We start from the raw sequence: 17,528 nt of genomic DNA on the forward strand, positions 1-17,528 counted from the left end.
TCAGAACAAAGTACTGAAAGGTTTTTTCTTTTTCAGCAGAAAAGAAAAAAACTATATTTGCTGAAATTATTTTTTCAGCATGAATCCAGGAACTACTCTCTTGCTATTTGTTTTTATTTATTTCATCGGATTGTTGGTGATTTCTTATTTTACAAGCCGGAATTCCGATAACCAATCGTTTTTCATTGGAAACAAAAAAAGCAAGTGGTGGCTCGTTGCCTTCGGGATGATCGGTACCAGCCTCAGCGGGGTGACCTTCATTTCAGTTCCGGGAACCGTAGGGAAAATCACAGGGACCGAATATATCTTCGGGGGCTTTGAATACTATATGATGGTGATCGGTTTCTTTATCGGGTATTTTATCGTGGCTGCCATCCTCCTTCCGCTGTATTACAAAATGAATCTCACCTCCATTTACACTTATCTGGGAAGAAGGTTCAATGTGGAAGCCCATAAAATAGGTTCCATATTCTTTATTATTTCGAGAGCGATCGGTGCAACAGCCAGATTGTACCTGGTAGTAAACGTGCTGCAGATCTTCCTCCTGGAAGGCTTAGGCGTACCGTTCTGGGTTACGGCTATGGTTTTGCTGCTGATGGTTTTACTGTATACTTTTGAAGGTGGCGTTAAAACGATTGTCATTACGGATACACTGCAAACCTCATTTATGATCATCAGCCTTGTAGCCTGTATCGTTTATATCCTTTCCAATCTGAATTTATCATTCGGGGAAGCTTACACGATCCTGGAACAGAAAAATTACACCCATTTTATCAATTCTGATCCCAACTCCAAAACGTTCTTCCTTAAAACCATTCTGGGCGGTATCTTCATCACGATAGCCATGACGGGACTGGATCAGGAAATGATGCAGAAAAATATTTCCGTGGACAACCTCCACAATTCCAAAAAAAATATGCTGACGTTTGCAGGAACATTACTTGTGGTAAACCTTGCTTTCCTGTTTTTAGGAGGGCTGTTGTACCTTTTTGCACTGCAGAACGGGGCAGACTATTCAAAGGTTCCCACTCTGGTTGAAGGCAAGCAGGTTTTTTCTGATGTTTTCGGATTCAGGGATGCTTCAGGGAATGTCAAAAACATTATGGGGGACGACCTCTTCCCTGCACTTTCGCTTCAGGGTTATTTCCCGATGGCCCTTTCGGTCATTTTTATCATCGGACTGATCTCGGCACTTTTTCCTTCTGCGGACGGAGCCTTAACTGCTGTCACCAGTTCTTATTGTGTTGACCTCCTGAACCTTAATGAAGATAAAACCAAGACCGAAAAAGAAAAGAAACATCTCCGCATGAAAGTACATCTTACATTCACGGTGGTTTTCTTTATCCTTATCATGGTTTTTAAAGCGATGAATGACAAATCCATCGTTTATCTTATCATGGAAATTGCAGGCTACACATATGGTCCGTTATTGGGTCTTTTCGCATTCGGTATCTTTACCAGATTCCAGATTTCAAGAAAATATGCTATTCTTGCCGTAACCATTGCAGCTCCTATAGTTACGTATCTGATCAATACTACAGTAACCGCATATACCGATTACCGTATCGGTGTGGAACTGATCATCCTGAACGGGTTGCTGACCTTCATTGGATTATGGATGGTTAAAAGCAGGTCATATCTGAGAGTGGTTGACTAAGGCAAATCAGAAAAAAGCTTATCATATTCCGGACAGAAACTATGCTGGATAACACGATCAGTTTAAAGGATAATAAGATGATAATCAGACACAATAAAGACGGCAGAACTTACGGATATCACTTTAAAATTTCGTTAAGCCACTAAAAAATTGTAAATTCGCAAGGCAAATAAATCATATATATGAGTAAAAGTATCGAAGAGTTAAAATCTCTTACTACACAAATCAGAAGGGACATTTTAAGAATGGTTCACGCTGTGAATTCCGGGCACCCTGGGGGAAGCTTAGGCTGTACGGAATATTTTACGGCACTTTACGGAAAAGTAATGCAGTACAACCTTCCTTTTACGATGGAAGGCAAAAATGAAGACCATTTTTATCTTTCCAACGGTCACATTTCACCGGTATTCTATTCTACTCTGGCAAGATTCGGCTTTTTTCCGGTAGATGAACTGAGAACATTCAGGAAGCTGGACTCAAGGCTTCAGGGCCACCCGACTACTCATGAAGGTTTACCAGGCGTAAGGATTGCTTCAGGATCTTTAGGTCAGGGGCTTTCTGTTGCTCTGGGTGTGGCGTTAGGCAAAAAACTGGACGGAGATGATTCTTTGGTATACACACTTCACGGTGACGGTGAACTTCAGGAAGGCCAGATCTGGGAAGCCCTGATGTTTGCAGCAGCCAAAAAAGTAGACAACGTTATTGCTACGATCGATTATAATGGACGCCAGATTGACGGGGATACAGATGATGTATTGAGCCTGGGTAACCTTCATGCCAAGCTGGAAGCTTTCGGATGGACTGTTCTGGAAGAGAAAAACGGTAACGATCTGGAAGCGGTAATCGGAATCCTTGAAAAAGCGAAAACCGAAACCGGAAAAGACAAGCCTGTAGCCATCATCCTTCATACTGAAATGGGATTTGGTGTAGACTATATGATGGGAAGCCACTCATGGCACGGAAAAGCGCCTAATGATGAGCAGCTGGATACTGCCTTCAAACAGCTATATTTAGAAGCTCCGGCAGATTACTAATCCACAGAACGACCCCAAAGTAATCGGCAATTAATAAATCAAGAAAAAAATGAAATATACATATACAGAAAAAAAGGATACCCGTTCAGGCTTCGGAGCCGGATTGGCGGAGCTTGCAGACAAGAACCCTAATGTGGTTGCGCTTTGTGCAGACCTCATCGGTTCCCTGAAAATGGAGAAATTTATTGAAAAAGCTCCTGAGCGTTTTTTCCAGATCGGGATTGCAGAAGCGAACATGATGGGCATTGCTGCAGGGCTTAGCATTACAGGTAAAATTCCTTTTACCGGAACCTTTGCCAATTTCTCCACATCAAGAGTATATGACCAGATCCGTCAGTCGATCGCCTATTCAGATAAGAACGTTAAGATCTGTGCTTCGCATGCAGGCCTTACATTAGGGGAAGACGGTGCTACTCACCAGGTACTGGAAGATATCGGGATGATGAAGATGCTTCCGGGCATGACGGTGATCAATCCTTGCGACTATAACCAGACTAAAGCAGCTACCCTGGCTATTGCAGACCATGAAGGACCAGTATATTTAAGATTCGGAAGGCCTACAGTTCCGGTTTTCATTCCGGAAGACATGCCTTTTGAGATCGGGAAAGGAATTCTATTGCAGGAAGGAACGGATGTAACGATTGTTGCTACAGGACACCTGGTTTGGGAATCCCTGGTAGCGGCAGACGAGCTGGAAAAAGAAGGAATTTCATGTGAGGTGATCAACATCCACACCATCAAACCGCTTGATGAGGAAATCATCCTTAAATCAGTTGAAAAAACAGGTAAGATCGTAACGGCAGAAGAGCACAACTACCTTGGTGGACTTGGTGAATCTGTTGCCGGAATGCTGGCCAGAAAAAGACCTACAAGACAGGAATTTGTTGCAGTGAACGATACCTTCGGAGAATCCGCCACACCGGCAGAGCTGATGAAGAAGTATAAAATTGATGCTGAAGCGGTAAAAGAAGCCGTGAAGAGAATTTTAGCCTAACAAAAAGTTTTTATATACAAGAAAGTCCTCAGAATTGAGGACTTTTTTATTGTTAATGATTATTTGCTATATCGAAGACGAACCGATTGTTGGCATGATTCATACCTCCGGACGGATTACCATCTGAAAAATTTCCATTTAGGGATAATGGCCAGCATTCCGAACCCAGTAAACAGAAAAAGGTTCGTAACATCCGTATATAGAAAGGTAGACAGATAATAATTATGCATAAAGAAATGGAGTACCAGGAGCGCGGGAAATGAAAAGATCCCGATTTTACGGTAAAAAAACATCAGAACCAGACTGATGACCATGAGCGCATCAATGGTAAAAATAATGTAAAAATAAGCTCCTGGAATATTCAGGTATTCATGCTGAAGATATTCATCAAGATCGATCCCAAATCCCATCACCGTAAACAGCAGCAGCGCAGCAAAAGCTAAAATAAATCCCCAGCCTTTCTTCGGGTCTTCGTCAAAGTAACTGTATTCTTCCATAGGTACAAAAATAAAGAACTTATGATCATGTTCATAAGTTCCTCATTAAAATTTATTTGTTTATCATTTGATTATACGGAGATCGCATCAATCAGTCTGTTTTTGTCGCTTAAGTATTCTTCCATTGAAATCATACTTTCCGTCCTCATCACATCCTGAATATCATCGATCTGATAAATGATTCTCTTGGCATCCTCTGTATTCTTGGCTCTCACCTTGCAGAAAATATTGTATTTTCCTGAGATTACGCTAGCCTCGATAACGTTAGGAATGGTGGAAAGTTCTTTTAAAACTTCCTGTGTACGGTTGGATTTAGTAAGGAGAATTCCTATAAAAGCGGTAAAATGATAGTCTAATTTACCGTAATCAATATTAAGAGATGATCCCAAAATAATGCCTGCATCTTCCATCTTTTTTACTCTTACGTGAATAGTACCTGCAGAAACATCCATCTGCTTGGCAATTTCAGTAAAGGGCATTCTTGTGTTTTCTACTAAGAAATCAAGAATTTTCTTGTCTATTTCGTCCAGTTGATAGTTCATATTAGTTAAATTACAATTTTCTTAAAAAATCAATGTATTTTTTGCAAATTTAGAATAAATAATTAAACTAAAAAAATTATATCAAACATTAACAATAATTAACACATATGATAAAAATCATTAAATATATATAACTATTTAGTACCTGATTTTACAGAATCTGTTTTTATCCCTGCTTTTGCATCTGGTGTTTTTTTATCTTTTTTCTTCTTTTTAAACAAAGAATTGAAGCTTTTACTCCATACAATACCGCCGCCATAGGCCTGATTAGCAGAACCGTTGGTCCCTGCACCGGCCACCATACCGATGTTGGATGGCTTGGAGTACCCTCTCAGGATTAAGCTACCGTCATTTTTCTTGGACAGGTCATATTCAATGGTTCCTTCACCGGAAAGGTAATTAACCTCCGTATTTCCGGTATTGGTTAACGGAATACCCAATCCCGTCTTCACATTGATCCTTGGGGACAATGCAAAGCTTACCCCTGCATTGGCGCGGTCTCCGGTATTGGAGTACTGATCTCCCTTTACATAATTCAGGTCAATCTGAAACTCATTACTCATGGTATTCAGCACAGATCCAAGCTGTTTTAAAAGGATATTGTATCCTGATGATTCGGCGACACCGGCAACGTCTACTTCTACTCCTCCGCTATTGGAAACGTTAAAACTATTTAACAATAATACGGATCCGAACTGCAAGACTTTTTCTCCTTCCTGGCTCATTTTGGCTGCAAGGGTCTCTTTTACCTGGCTGGAAACATCCATTGCGGAAACATTCAGATCAATTTTAGGCTCGGTAAGCGTTTGGGTAATATTAGCCTGCAACAATATACTGATCGGCTGCAGCCTTCCCAGGTTGAGGTATTCCCCTGCATTGGAAACCATTCTTACGTAATTAGCGGTAATATCGAGCGCCGGTTTCATTGCATCTCCGTCCCAGCGTATGCTGCTGCCTTTTTCAATCTGGAAGGTTTTATTCAGGATCGCACGCGAAACAAAAGTACCATTATCTACTCTGTAGGTACCATTCATTGCAATGCTGCCCTGCCTGCTCATTTGGAATCTAAGGTTATTGGCAGCACCTTTTACCGTGATATTTCCTACATCATCTCCTATCAGCACATTTACCGTTGTACCTTTATCAACATCAAGATTGAAGTCGATATTCATATTGCCGCCGGTTTTTTTCTTTTCTTCAAGTGTGACCAGCCCGTTCTTGCCTTCTTTTAAGAACCGCAACATTTTAAATTCTTCAACATTTGAGGTAGATCCGGAGTTAAAAGTAAAGGTACTTCCGTTCAGCGCTTTCATATTAGGAGTAGAGAGGCTGAGACCGGAAACCGGGCCGTCTACGTATAAATCCCCCTGTCCGTACACCCTTCCCCAGAAAAGGTCATAATCTTTCTGAGTAGTGTTCAGCACCATCAGATTGTCAGCTCTCATGACCAGGTTGACCCCCATCGATGAAAGCGTTTCAAACTGGATCGCCCCAGAAATTGTTCCTTTGGAATTGGTTCTTCCGTCACGGACTTCAATATTATTGAGGATAGCAAGTCCTTTCGATAAAGGAATTACGGTATCCTGGAATGAATAATCCACCCCAGTGAACAGCAGCTTAAGACCAAAGCCTTTCAGGGCAATATCCCCGCTGTAATCCAAATTGCTGAGCGTTCCTGCAATTTTGAGGTCACCGGTAGCTTTCCCGCGCAGGTTGCCGAAAATGGTCTGAACGAACTGTTGGGCAAAAGCCACGTCGAAGTCACGCATTTCAGCCGTAAAATCAAGGGTTGGTGAAGGTGTATTGTTGTTAACGGTACCTGTTACATGCAGGTTATTATTTCCGATTACACCTGCAGAAGCCACTTTGATATCAACATCATATACATTCAGGGAGAATCCGTTGGTCGCAGTAATCGTTATATCGCCCATATCATTGCCGTTCATCATGATATCGTCAATAGTGACATCTACCAGGGGCTGTATGGTACTTTTATCCATTTTGATCTTAACCGTTCCGTTGGCAAGTCCTTTAATATCCATTGTATTACCTCCGGACTGCATTTCCAGGAGTTTTTCAATAGCAAAGTCGTCGATGTCTGCATCAACATAAAAATCTTTGGCGGATTTAAACTGCGCTTCCCTGATGAACAATGCACTTTTATCGGAATAAATCCTTAGGTTCCGGATATCAAAATCACCGTCTTTTTTCCTGTAGGTTATGGAATGGTTCAGTTCCGGACTCGTATCAATAGCCCAGACGACAGCATTGAATTTGACTTCAGTAGGTTCAAACCTGAATACAAAATCTCCGGCTTCATTCGCTGACTGGTTAACATTTACCGCATACTCCTTCAGGTTATCATCCTGTTCGTCTTCGGGGCTTCCATGTTTAAATTTCGCAGCCAGATGCAGCACGGTATTATTGTCATTCCTTCCACTGAGCGTAAGGTCTTTGATAACATTTTTGTTATACAGTACCCTGCTGACCTTGGCATAAATCTGTTCGTCAAGGTTTGCGGTATTGATCCTTACCATAACACTGTCTATCATCGCACTATCCCTGGTCACTTCCCTGCTGTTGATCTTGTAATCGGGATTTGCCGCTGCCAGTGCTTTGTCAGCTTCCGTAATCTCTTCTTTTTTAGTCATGATATACTGCAAGGCTGCAGCGTCCAGATTCAGGATCAGGTTATTGGAATTACCGTCATACTGGCCTTCCACTTTGGCTCCCTGAGGCAGCTTAAGATCCGGAAGGAAATAGCTGACCAATCCCTGCTGGACATTAAAATCCATGGCAAAACTCTGGCCCCGGTATAATTTTCTCGGCGGCGGACCGACCAGGATTTTCCCCAATCCGTTTTCCACCATTCCGGCAAGATCTGCCAGGTTGTATCTTCCTGAAATTTTACCGTTCACCGCTCCCGGCGCATCTACATCAATCACCCTGCTTCCGCCTTCCAAAAAGGTTTTGATTTTTGCATTCGGAATGCTGTACTTTTGGGCGGCTGTTGCAAAATTGATATTATTGGCTTCCACATCCAGGGTAAGGTCATTCAGCGAAGACATTGCCATTTTACCATTCACCTGTCCGCTTACGACCTGATTTCCAGCTTTGCCAGTAAAATAATTCATATTCAAATAATCAACATCGGCATTAACATCCATATTGATCCTCTTTGTGCTGAAATCAATCAGGCCTTTTACGGTAGCTTTAGCCTGTTCATCATTAACGGTAATAAGACCATTGTATTTTTTATGGTCCAGCAGACCATCAAGATAAAGGTTATTGATCACCTTATCCATAATTTCTATACTTGAAATCTGGGATTTTGTAGTCAGTCGCATGGTATTGACATCGAAACTCTGTCCATTGAGATCAAATTTTCCTGAAATAAGCCCTACGGCTTTGCTTTTGGTAATCACTGAAGTATTAAGATCTTTTACTTCAGCATAGCCAGAATATTTAGGCACCGGCGTACTGTAACCGGTCAGAGAAAACCGGCTGATTTTGGCCTGCCCGATTCCGGTAATAAGATTTCCGTTGGGAATATATACCTGCTCGGGTGTTACCCTCGCCGCTCCATTGTATTTAAGCCTTCCGAAATCATCCGCAAAATTTTTCATTTTTGTAGAGATAAAGGTAGGCAACATGGCTTTAAGATCTTTATAGGTAAGATCAGTGGAAAGATTATTGGTTTCGATCAGGAAATTTCCTTTGAGAATATTATTGACCTTCATGGTACGTGTCGCAATATTCACGTTTGAATTGGAAATAACAAAATTATCCAGATGGAACCTGTTCAGCGGACCGGTCATTGATCCTGCAAGATTTACGGGCTTTGCATTATCCCAGTTGGTTACAAAATAACTGATATCGTACCCACTGATCTGGCTTCCCTGCTTGATATTCATATCCCATCGCACCTTATCTGCAAAATCTGCCCATGAACCGTCATGGAGATTGAATTTTATACTGCCCTGCAAAAGCGAATGATCGGTATTCAGGGTCAGGTCTTTCAGCAGGAGATAGTCTTTTGTCATGGAAAATTCCGTGGAAAAAGTATCAACGAGATGGGATTTCCCCCATCGTGTAGTGACAAAAGAAAAGTTATTGATCAGCGCAGACACATCGCCTCCATTTACTTTAACGTTGGGTGCTTTAAGATTAACATGCTGAGCGGTAAGCCATCTGCCTTTTTCACCCGGTGAATTAAGATTGACGATAGAAACTTTGGAATCAATCATCTGAACCCTAGAATTCAATTGGAAAGGTGGCTTATTAGGATCTCTTTTTTTATCGCCGCTGTCGAACAGTTTCGTGAACCGGATGAAATTGGAAATGCTGTCTCCTTTATAGGTAATCACTTTTACATCTGCATTCACAAGAGTAAGTGAATTGAAGCTCAGTGAATTGTTCTTTCCGATATTGGTCGCCAGTGAAAACCAGTCGGAGTTGGCCCGGAATTCCCTTGCCTTAATGAAGTCATATCCTTTGTAGTCCTTGATCTTTAGTCCTTTGATGGTAACATCACCGAAATAATCCACTTCTACGCTTTCCGTGGACATTTCTGCCTTAAAATCCCTGTTAACGATCTGTAATGCCTGGTTTGCTGCCCAGCGTTTCGTGACCGGAAGGTTGATCCCAATAAGTACGGTAGCCACAATACCGAGAATAAGCCAGAACAGAATGAGGAGAAGTTTTGCCCACCAGGAATAGCTGGTGACATCCTTTGCCGCCTGCTTCCCGAACTCCTGGGCAGTTTCCACAGGGTGATGAATGGCGTCTGAAGCCAACTCAGAAGCTTCTTTTACTGTCTCTTTTACTTTATCCTCTACATTTTCGACAGTCTTTTGCACCTGGTCGCCCAGGTTTTCAGCTACTGATTTTTTATTCTCATTCTCGTTATTATTCTCTAAATTTGCCATTATTATGAGCGACTCTATAATTTTAGGTATTGAATCGTCTTGTGACGACACATCAGCAGCCATCATCAGGGGAAATTCAATTTTGTCCAATATCGCTGCAAATCAGGAAATCCATAAAGAATATGGAGGTGTTGTTCCGGAACTGGCATCACGCGCGCATCAGCAAAATATCATCCCCGTTGTTGAAAAATCTCTGACCAAAGCAAATATACAACAAAATGCAATTTCTGCGATAGGATTTACACGCGGACCGGGACTTTTAGGTTCACTCCTTGTAGGAACCTCTTTTGCTAAGTCTCTGGCAATGAGCCTGGATGTTCCGCTTATTGAGGTTAACCATCTTCAGGCACATATTTTAGCGCATTTCATTGAAGATGCAAATCCCATGCCGCCCAAATTTCCGTTTTTATGCCTTACAGTAAGCGGCGGGCACACTATGATTGTCCTGGTAAAAGACTATTTCGACATGGAGATCATCGGTAAAACCACAGATGATGCCGCAGGGGAAGCCTTTGATAAAATCGGTAAAATTTTTGATCTTGATTATCCCGCTGGGCCTATCATTGACCGGCTGGCCAAAGAGGGCAACCCGGATGCCTTTACATTCAATAAACCGAAGCTGGACCAGTATGACTATTCTTTCAGCGGTATCAAAACTTCCGTATTATACTTCATACAGAAAGAAGTAAGGAAAAATCCTGATTTCATCAAAGAAAATCTCAATGATCTCTGTGCCTCCGTACAGAAATCCATTATCGAGATCCTGATGAACAAACTTGAAAAAGCAGCCAAAGACCTTAACGTCAACGAAGTGGCTATTGCCGGCGGAGTATCGGCCAATTCCGCTTTACGAAAGGCAATGGAAAATAACCGGGAAAGGCTGGGCTGGAATATTTACATCCCAAAATTTGAGTATACCACGGATAATGCCGCCATGATTGCCATGGTTGCGCAACTAAAATTTGAACGCGGTGAATTCACAGATTTGAGGACAACGGCAACAGCGAAATACGATTTATGAAACTATTATTGGAAGAAAAAGTACTTGGAACTCATTCTAAGAAAAGCTCAAAATATTATTGGGTATTAGAAACCATTACAGGAAAAGTAGAATTAACAGAAAAATCCGAAGATGGAGATTATGCAATGGTAAGCTCAGAAACCGGATACATTCAAAATATAAAGGAAGAGATCCTGGAAAAAATCAATTCAGAAAATGTATTTAGTTTTACTTACGAACCGAAAGAAGGAGATTATTTATCCATCAAAAATAATTTAAGAAAAAACGAATACCTGAATTTAATTTTCATGAATAATAAGTGGATTGAAGAAATTTACGCATGTTCGTACAGAGACTGCGAAGGTGATATCTATACAACAATAAAAACCGGAGTTGCCTTTCTGAGCGAGAACGAGGTTACATTTTAAAACGAATACATTTTTCTATGAAACTTTTTTACGGAGAGATCAATGGAAATCAGGCATTGATCAACGAGGAAGAACAGCAGCATATCGTAAAGGTTCTCCGGATGAAGGACGGAGAAGAAATCCATATCACGGATGGAAAAGGAAACCTTGCTTCGGGAAGGCTGCTGATTGAAGGAAAGAAGGCCTCTTTGGAAGTAGATCAGCTTTCTACTGATCTTCCTGGGTTCAGTCCGCGGCTGCATATCGCTATTGCACCAACTAAAAATATAGACCGCATTGAATTCTTTGTTGAAAAATCCGTGGAAATGGGAATTTCCGAAATTACTTTACTACAAACGGAAAAAACCGAACGGAAAAATGTGAATATTGATAAGCTCAGGAAACAGGCTGTAGCCGCTTCCAAGCAGAGCCTGAGGTTTCACTTTCCTGTAATTAATGACCTGACTAAAATTCAGGATTTTCTAAAGCATACCCATCCTGAAACTACCTTTGTGGCGCATTGCCATGAAAACCTTGAGCGGCAGGAACTCAAAGCCATTCCTGTCATGGAAAGCATCACTTTCCTGATTGGTCCTGAAGGAGATTTTTCAGAAAAGGAGATTGCTTTTTTATCCCAGCATAACATCCGGGCAGTTTCTCTGGGGAACCAGAGGCTCAGGACGGAAACGGCAGGCGTTTTCATAGCAGCCTGGAACTATTTCAGAGGGATTTAGCTGGTTCCAGGATTCAGCATCTTAATTTTTCTGTTTCTTAGCAGAGGATAAAAAACATGGTAAGGAAATAAGGCGATCAGCACGAAATTTTTGGCATCCTTAAAATCTGCCAGGACGAAAAAATCGGTGTACCAGTGAAAGGTATACAGGAAAACCATGATCACAGTAAGGAATGTCCTGTTGAAAGCCCCTAGAAAGCTGATTGCCTGAAAAATAATTGCCATTACGGTCACTATTACCCAGAGGTTTTCATATGCGTAAAGGTGCAGCATCCATTCAGGAACGTTTACATCTGCCATCCAATAATTATCAAGGCTGTTGATTTTCGCGGCATTCCGTTCAATCCAGGTAATTTTTCCCGAATGAAGGGCTATATTTTTGGTAATTCCCAGGAATTTGAACATCCCTGCCAGGCTGTAGGTCGTCAGAAGCCCAAGGTAAAAGTACTGCACCCATTGATAATCATTCTCACTCTTCATCTTCGCAGGCAGTAAAAATATCGCCATAAAATAACCTAAAATAACCAGGTGGTTGTTGTGCCCTACGCTGAAGTTGAGCGATATTGGGAAATTGATCACCGCCATCAGCAGAAAAATACAGAGATTCAGCATCCAGCTCTGCCTGAATATGGTAATCACCAGAAGCACGGCGCAGAGTATTAAAATGGATGCATACAGGAAATGGCTCGGGTACTCTGAAAAAATCATCCTTTGGACCTCCAGGAATGGCTCATAAATTTCTTTAGGCCACCTGCTGATCCTGAGGTAATCCAGATATTGCCTGAACAGCCAGTATAACCCGAAAACACGCATGGCATAATAGGCGATTTTATAATTAAACACTGTAAGCTGTTTGTAATTCATAATGTACTGATGAATGTTTTTTGAATGGAAAAACTAGGCTGCCCTAAATCCCAGGGCCTGTAACTTTCTTTATATAAAATTAGATGGCGGTCTGCAGGCCTGTAACTTCTCATGAAGGTATTCAGTTTTCTGATGCTGGCTTCGCGGTCTTCATTTTTATCGATTTTCCTTCCATAGAATCCAATGATCAGCGCAACATTGTTTTCGTCATATATTGGGGTGGGCTGGCAGGGAATTCTTATTGTATCCTTGCCTTTTACCGTATAAACCCTGTACTGCTCTTCAAAATTTTCACTTCCGCTGGGATTCGTAAAAAGCTTCCAGCTGAAAAAAGGATAGATTTCCTTACCTCCTTTTTCAAGGATATACAGGGAGGTCAGGGATAGAACCAATGATAAAAAGTACAATATCCGGGTATATTTCTGCATGTTTTATTCGGTTTTGGTCAGGTAATGATTCAGGATCTCTTCTCCGCTCCGGATTGAGTTTACCGCCCATCGGATCTTCATTCTCAGCCTTTTTTCTTCGCTCAGTTTATAATCGATGTCCGATTTTATAAGCTTCTGTTTCAGCTCATACATGCAGATCGAGGCCGCTACAGAAACGTTGAAGCTTCTGGTAAAACCGTACATGGGAATAGCCAGTGTCTCATCGGCAAAATCCAGGATTTCCTGGGAAACACCTTCCATTTCAGTCCCAAACACGAGGGCCATGGGTTCTGTAACTTCATACTCGGGAAGCATCTTTGCATTATTTTCCAGAGAGACCGCAACGATTTTATAGCCTCTGTTTTTAATTTCCTGCAAAGAATCGATGGTCCTAGGAAGCTTTTCCACCTCCACCCAGGTATCCGCTCCTTTGGTTACCCGCAGGTTGGGCTCAAAATTATTTTCCTCCTGTAAAGCCACCACCTTATGAAATCCGCAGGCTTCCACGGACCGCACAATTGCTGCTGCATTTCTGAACTGATACACATCTTCCAGTACAGGAAGCACAAAATCTGAACTTTCCGGTGAAAAATGTTCAATTTTAGCCAGACGCTCTTCTGTTAAAAAACGTTTTAAATATTCGAAAGTTTGTGCCAGGTCCTTCATCGTGAACTATATATCATTTTCTAAGTTATGAATAATGTTTAGGGCGGAAACTTTACCTGAGAAAATTTGCCATAAACGTTTCATTCATTTTCAAATTTTTGCAAATTAACGTATTTTTGAGCGTACGAACCTGAAGCAGGTCAAAATTCTCATAAAAATTACCGTATGAAACGAAAAGTGCTGCTGATCTATACCGGAGGAACGATTGGTATGGAAAAAGATTATGAAACCGGAAGCCTCAGAGCATTTGATTTCGGGAATATCTTTGAAAAGATGCCCGAGATGAAGCTTATGGAGTGTAAAGTTTTCGTCCATCCTTTTGCCAAACCACTGGATTCTTCAGATATGGGTCCGGAAGAGTGGAAAATCATTGCCCGTTATATCCATAAAAATTACCATGAATACGACGGATTCCTGATCCTTCACGGCACCGACACGATGTCCTATACAGCTTCTGCTTTAAGCTTCATGCTGAAAGGCCTTAAAAAACCAGTAATCATGACGGGTTCCCAGTTGCCGATTGGCGACCTCCGTACGGATGCCAAAGAAAACCTGCTCACCAGCCTCTATTATGCCAGCCTCTATGAAGGCGATGAAGCCGTAATCCAGGAAGTAGCCATTTATTTTGAATACAAATTGCTGAGGGGCAACAGGACGCTGAAATATTCAGCAGAATATTTTGATGCCTATGCCAGCCCGAACTACCCTATACTGGGCCAGTCCGGCGTACATCTGAATATCATCAAGGAAAACCTGTTCCGCTGTAAAATGCAGGAAGATTTCCATATTGATGAACATATTTCCGGTGATGTACTGTTCTGGCGGATCTTTCCGGGCATGAACTTCAATCACTTCCGGGATATCCCTAAAATGAAAGTATTGATCCTGCAGGTGTTCGGCTCAGGAACGATATTCAGCAGCGAAGGCACCCAGGAGATTCTTCAGGAGATCCGGAACAACGGCACTGAAATCATTGTGGTAAGCCAATGCATATCCGGAGGCATCTCATTCGGCAAATATGAAAACAGCAATGTCTTTGCAAAAATCGGAGCCATCAGCGGAAAAGACATGACTGCAGAGAGTGCTATCACCAAAGCCATGCACCTGATTGATAATCCGAGGTACCCGGGAAAGTTCTCAGATTACTTCTCTAAAAGTCTTTGCGGAGAAATCACAAATTAATTGCAGGAAAAGTTTGCCAGTTCGGGAATTTATGCTATTTTTGCCATCTCAATAGAAAGGTGTCCGAGTGGTTGAAGGAGCTACCCTGGAAAGGTAGTATACGGGTAACTGTATCGAGGGTTCGAATCCCTTCCTTTCTGCAAAAAGTCTTAAGTGTATTACTTAAGACTTTTTTTGTTTTCTGTTATCTGAGCACCAGTATTTTACATTATTATTTTACAGAAATACCACAAAATGAAAAATTATAATTTAAATAATCCCCTGTTTGCTATATGATAACAAATACCTAATTGTGATGATTCTCTATAAATAATATAATACGTCAAGTTTTGGGCGCAGCCTTAATTTAGCTTTGTTTTAGAAATATTAAATAAAATTTTAATTGCTAAAACAAAGCTCATGGAAGAATTTGATGACAAATTGGGTGACCTATCCCAGTTCAAAACACTGTCTTTTGAAGAGGTCAATCAAGGATTTAAACAATACAGTGCTTTTGCCAATACAATAGTCGATAAGGATAATTCCCCTGATTACAGGAGCCCGTTTCATGATTACAGAAATACACCCTTGGGACATTCTTATCTTACGGATAATCCGGTATCATCAATTTTTCCTTCTACAGGATCAGATGAAAAAGGAGAAAAGGGATATGAATATTATGCACAAGTTCTGCCTTGTGAAACAGGCTCACAGGTATATGGAAGCTATCAGGCTAATGCAAGAAAGAAACAGGCTTTATTCCTGTTTTATGAGAAACCCAATCCCAACAAATCAAATTTCTCTGGTGACTTTTATATTGCCAAAATGGGAGATTATTTTGTACAGCTCTTTAAAAGGTTTCCAGAACCATTATCGTCCAGTATCAATGGTCAGTCCTTCAGGAATATTACCTCTATGGAAGATGAAGCTGCTTATCTCTCACAGTTGGCTTATACCTTTGAAAATGATAAAATTAATGCAACTTTAGTACGTGATGCATTAATGAGGGAGTATCAGTTTTATACAGGAGACAGGAGATTTGAAGAGATTATTGGCAACATTTCTTCTATTCCTGCTGATGCCATTGGCTGGTGTGCTGAAAAGTTAGAAGATTTTAAACCCACAGAAAAGAATTACAATCCTAAGGCTAAAGATTATTCTCCATTAATTCCTATCATAGGAGCTGTTAACCTAAATAAGGCTGCACAATTTTTTGAGGACCTAGGAGAAAACCCTTTTGTTCAGGGGACAGAAGCTGCTTTTTCAAAAGTATGGTCATTGGTAAAACAGGCTGCAAGCAGAGTTAAAGATGCTTCTATAGATCACCTTCCTGATGCTTTTAGGAAGCTAATTAATAAAATTACAGGTGTTATTAATGCTATTAAGTCTTTTCTTAACAGTGTAATGGATGACATCGGTGAAATGGCTAAGCAAGGAATAGAAATCCTTAAGCTGGCCAATGCATTTTATTGCGGTATTAACAGTGGATTTATCAGTCTTATACAGTGCTTGCTTTATATCTTAGAATTCCTTTTACAACCGACAAATACTTTTTCTTATAAACAGTATCTTGAAAGAAGAGACTTAATGGAAAAAGCAGAAGATGTAGTTGACTGGGTAACAGCGAATGTCCCTAAATTCTTACAGGGAGTTAAAGACCTTTTCAAAGCAAGTGGAAGTATTTCTCAGTCTGATATGCAAGGAATATTTGATAAGATGAAAGAGTACTTTGGGGATATTTCAAGGTATACAGTGGCTTTCTATGTAGGTATTTTTGCCTTTGAACTATTAATTAATATTCTGTTGCTTATTTTTACAGAGGGTGCAGGTAATGTTGTAAAAGGAACTACTTATGTACAAAAAGCAGCAAGTTTACTAAAGGTTTTGGCAAGAGAAACTGTTTCTGTAGCCACATTAGGAATTACAGATTTACTGGCTTTTCTTTCAAGATTTATTGTTAGATTTGGGAAAGCTTGTGCTAAGGGATTTGCTGGCTTTGCCAGATTCATAGAAGAATTATTACAGGGAGCTAAGAATGGTGCTAAAGCTGAAGACTTAGCTGATGAAATCCATGATTTAGAAGAAATAATAATAAAAGGAAGAAAGCTTCAAAAAGGTGGTGGTGATGCGACAAAATCATTTGCTGAAAATGCCGGCATTAAGATCGACAAGTGGATAACAACAGCAAAGATTTTTGGACAATCCACAGATTATACTTGTGCTGCTACTTCTTTGAGAATGGTGTTGGATGACAAAGGTATTTTACTTTTAGAAGATGAATTGGCAAGGACATTAAAAACTGATACTAATGGGGCTTCAATTTTAGATATCCCTGAGGTTCTATATTTCAAAAGATTGGAAGATCAGGTCACAGCTATTGCTGAAGAAGATATTAGGTTATCAAAGTTATTAGAAAAATTAGAAGATGGAGATAAAGCAATTGTAAGTATTGGTACAGAGCATTTTAAAGGGCATGCAGTAGTACTGGAGAAAGTGGAAAATGGTGAAGTATTTTTACGGGATCCATTACCCATGAATCATGGAGCTTCATATAAAATGAATATTGAAGATTTTAAAAGAATATTTAAAGAAAGGGCAGTAATTATTAAAAAATAAA

14 protein-coding genes and 1 tRNA gene are annotated in these 17,528 nt (G+C 40.7%); 9 read left to right on the plus strand and 6 right to left on the minus strand.

Going from position 1 to position 17,528, the window contains the following annotated elements:
- The first annotated feature begins 79 nt into the window (after window positions 1-79).
- The 3 genes from QE404_RS11940 (at window position 80) to QE404_RS11950 (ending at window position 3,685) form a co-directional block, all read left to right on the plus strand.
- A complete protein-coding gene (locus tag QE404_RS11940; protein WP_307450728.1) occupies window positions 80-1,657 on the plus strand; it encodes a sodium:solute symporter in 1,578 nt (525 codons plus the stop codon).
- A gap of 182 nt (window positions 1,658-1,839) precedes the next feature.
- The gene (locus tag QE404_RS11945) at window positions 1,840-2,691 is read left to right on the plus strand and encodes a transketolase (RefSeq protein WP_307453909.1); all 852 of its coding nucleotides are present in this window, start codon (window positions 1,840-1,842) and stop codon (window positions 2,689-2,691) included.
- 49 nt (window positions 2,692-2,740) lie between these two features.
- On the plus strand, window positions 2,741-3,685 hold the full coding sequence (locus tag QE404_RS11950) for a transketolase family protein (RefSeq protein WP_307450730.1): 945 nt from the start codon (window positions 2,741-2,743) through the stop codon (window positions 3,683-3,685).
- Window positions 3,686-3,801: 116 nt separating this feature from the next.
- On the opposite strand, the gene QE404_RS11955 is transcribed toward QE404_RS11950, so the two are convergent.
- The 3 genes from QE404_RS11955 to QE404_RS11965 all read right to left on the minus strand — a co-directional run bounded on the left by QE404_RS11955 (window position 3,802) and on the right by QE404_RS11965 (window position 9,652).
- A complete protein-coding gene (locus QE404_RS11955; RefSeq protein ID WP_307450731.1) occupies window positions 3,802-4,182 on the minus strand; it encodes a hypothetical protein in 381 nt (126 codons plus the stop codon).
- Window positions 4,183-4,253: 71 nt separating this feature from the next.
- Entirely contained in the window at window positions 4,254-4,724 is a 471-nt protein-coding gene (locus QE404_RS11960) for an Lrp/AsnC family transcriptional regulator (protein WP_307450733.1), read from the minus strand.
- Window positions 4,725-4,858: 134 nt separating this feature from the next.
- Complete coding sequence (locus QE404_RS11965; RefSeq protein WP_307450735.1) at window positions 4,859-9,652, minus strand: translocation/assembly module TamB domain-containing protein; 4,794 nt, start codon at window positions 9,650-9,652, stop codon at window positions 4,859-4,861.
- A 4-nt stretch (window positions 9,653-9,656) separates the two neighbouring features.
- Between QE404_RS11965 and tsaD the strand changes: the two genes are divergently transcribed.
- Genes tsaD through QE404_RS11980 form a run of 3 tightly spaced genes read left to right on the plus strand, consistent with a single transcriptional unit; the run spans window position 9,657 to window position 11,793 of the window.
- Window positions 9,657-10,673, plus strand: coding sequence for a tRNA (adenosine(37)-N6)-threonylcarbamoyltransferase complex transferase subunit TsaD (tsaD, locus tag QE404_RS11970; RefSeq protein ID WP_307450737.1), 1,017 nt, complete (start codon window positions 9,657-9,659; stop codon window positions 10,671-10,673).
- The gene (locus QE404_RS11975; RefSeq protein ID WP_307450739.1) at window positions 10,670-11,080 is read left to right on the plus strand and encodes a hypothetical protein; all 411 of its coding nucleotides are present in this window, start codon (window positions 10,670-10,672) and stop codon (window positions 11,078-11,080) included. The genes tsaD and QE404_RS11975 overlap by 4 nt, the downstream gene beginning before the upstream one ends.
- Window positions 11,081-11,097: 17 nt before the next feature.
- Window positions 11,098-11,793, plus strand: coding sequence for an RsmE family RNA methyltransferase (locus QE404_RS11980; RefSeq protein WP_307450741.1), 696 nt, complete (start codon window positions 11,098-11,100; stop codon window positions 11,791-11,793).
- On the opposite strand, the gene QE404_RS11985 is transcribed toward QE404_RS11980, so the two are convergent.
- From QE404_RS11985 to QE404_RS11995, 3 genes are read right to left on the minus strand one after another with little or no spacing between them, the layout of a single operon-like run.
- Complete coding sequence (locus QE404_RS11985; RefSeq protein WP_307450743.1) at window positions 11,790-12,656, minus strand: hypothetical protein; 867 nt, start codon at window positions 12,654-12,656, stop codon at window positions 11,790-11,792. The two genes, QE404_RS11980 and QE404_RS11985, sit on opposite strands and share 4 nt — an antisense overlap.
- Entirely contained in the window at window positions 12,653-13,084 is a 432-nt protein-coding gene (locus QE404_RS11990; RefSeq protein ID WP_307450745.1) for a hypothetical protein, read from the minus strand. The genes QE404_RS11985 and QE404_RS11990 overlap by 4 nt, the downstream gene beginning before the upstream one ends.
- 3 nt (window positions 13,085-13,087) lie before the next feature.
- Window positions 13,088-13,750: a TrmH family RNA methyltransferase gene (locus QE404_RS11995; protein WP_307450747.1), complete on the minus strand. Its 663-nt coding sequence runs from the start codon at window positions 13,748-13,750 to the stop codon at window positions 13,088-13,090.
- Window positions 13,751-13,915: 165 nt separating this feature from the next.
- On the opposite strand from QE404_RS11995, the gene QE404_RS12000 reads away from it, so the two are divergent.
- The 3 genes from QE404_RS12000 (at window position 13,916) to QE404_RS12010 (ending at window position 17,527) form a co-directional block, all read left to right on the plus strand.
- Window positions 13,916-14,932, plus strand: a complete 1,017-nt coding sequence (locus QE404_RS12000; RefSeq protein WP_307450749.1) for an asparaginase — start codon at window positions 13,916-13,918, stop codon at window positions 14,930-14,932.
- Between the two features lie 53 nt (window positions 14,933-14,985).
- A tRNA-Ser gene (locus QE404_RS12005) sits at window positions 14,986-15,072 on the plus strand.
- Window positions 15,073-15,331: 259 nt separating this feature from the next.
- The gene (locus tag QE404_RS12010; protein ID WP_307450751.1) at window positions 15,332-17,527 is read left to right on the plus strand and encodes a cysteine peptidase family C39 domain-containing protein; all 2,196 of its coding nucleotides are present in this window, start codon (window positions 15,332-15,334) and stop codon (window positions 17,525-17,527) included.
- Window position 17,528 lies beyond the last annotated feature (1 nt).

It is taken from the genome of Chryseobacterium camelliae (assembly GCF_030818575.1).
In the GTDB taxonomy this organism is placed as follows: domain Bacteria; phylum Bacteroidota; class Bacteroidia; order Flavobacteriales; family Weeksellaceae; genus Chryseobacterium; species Chryseobacterium camelliae_A.

Coding starts and splice junctions, on each gene's coding strand:
- QE404_RS11940 (WP_307450728.1), top strand. CDS start 80: ATGAATCCAGGAACTACTCTCTTGCTATTTGTTTTTATTTATTTCATC.
- QE404_RS11945 (WP_307453909.1), top strand. CDS start 1,840: ATGAGTAAAAGTATCGAAGAGTTAAAATCTCTTACTACACAAATCAGA.
- QE404_RS11950 (WP_307450730.1), top strand. CDS start 2,741: ATGAAATATACATATACAGAAAAAAAGGATACCCGTTCAGGCTTCGGA.
- QE404_RS11955 (WP_307450731.1), bottom strand. CDS start 4,182: ATGGAAGAATACAGTTACTTTGACGAAGACCCGAAGAAAGGCTGGGGA.
- QE404_RS11960 (WP_307450733.1), bottom strand. CDS start 4,724: ATGAACTATCAACTGGACGAAATAGACAAGAAAATTCTTGATTTCTTA.
- QE404_RS11965 (WP_307450735.1), bottom strand. CDS start 9,652: ATGGCAAATTTAGAGAATAATAACGAGAATGAGAATAAAAAATCAGTA.
- tsaD (WP_307450737.1), top strand. CDS start 9,657: ATGAGCGACTCTATAATTTTAGGTATTGAATCGTCTTGTGACGACACA.
- QE404_RS11975 (WP_307450739.1), top strand. CDS start 10,670: ATGAAACTATTATTGGAAGAAAAAGTACTTGGAACTCATTCTAAGAAA.
- QE404_RS11980 (WP_307450741.1), top strand. CDS start 11,098: ATGAAACTTTTTTACGGAGAGATCAATGGAAATCAGGCATTGATCAAC.
- QE404_RS11985 (WP_307450743.1), bottom strand. CDS start 12,656: ATGAATTACAAACAGCTTACAGTGTTTAATTATAAAATCGCCTATTAT.
- QE404_RS11990 (WP_307450745.1), bottom strand. CDS start 13,084: ATGCAGAAATATACCCGGATATTGTACTTTTTATCATTGGTTCTATCC.
- QE404_RS11995 (WP_307450747.1), bottom strand. CDS start 13,750: ATGAAGGACCTGGCACAAACTTTCGAATATTTAAAACGTTTTTTAACA.
- QE404_RS12000 (WP_307450749.1), top strand. CDS start 13,916: ATGAAACGAAAAGTGCTGCTGATCTATACCGGAGGAACGATTGGTATG.
- QE404_RS12010 (WP_307450751.1), top strand. CDS start 15,332: ATGGAAGAATTTGATGACAAATTGGGTGACCTATCCCAGTTCAAAACA.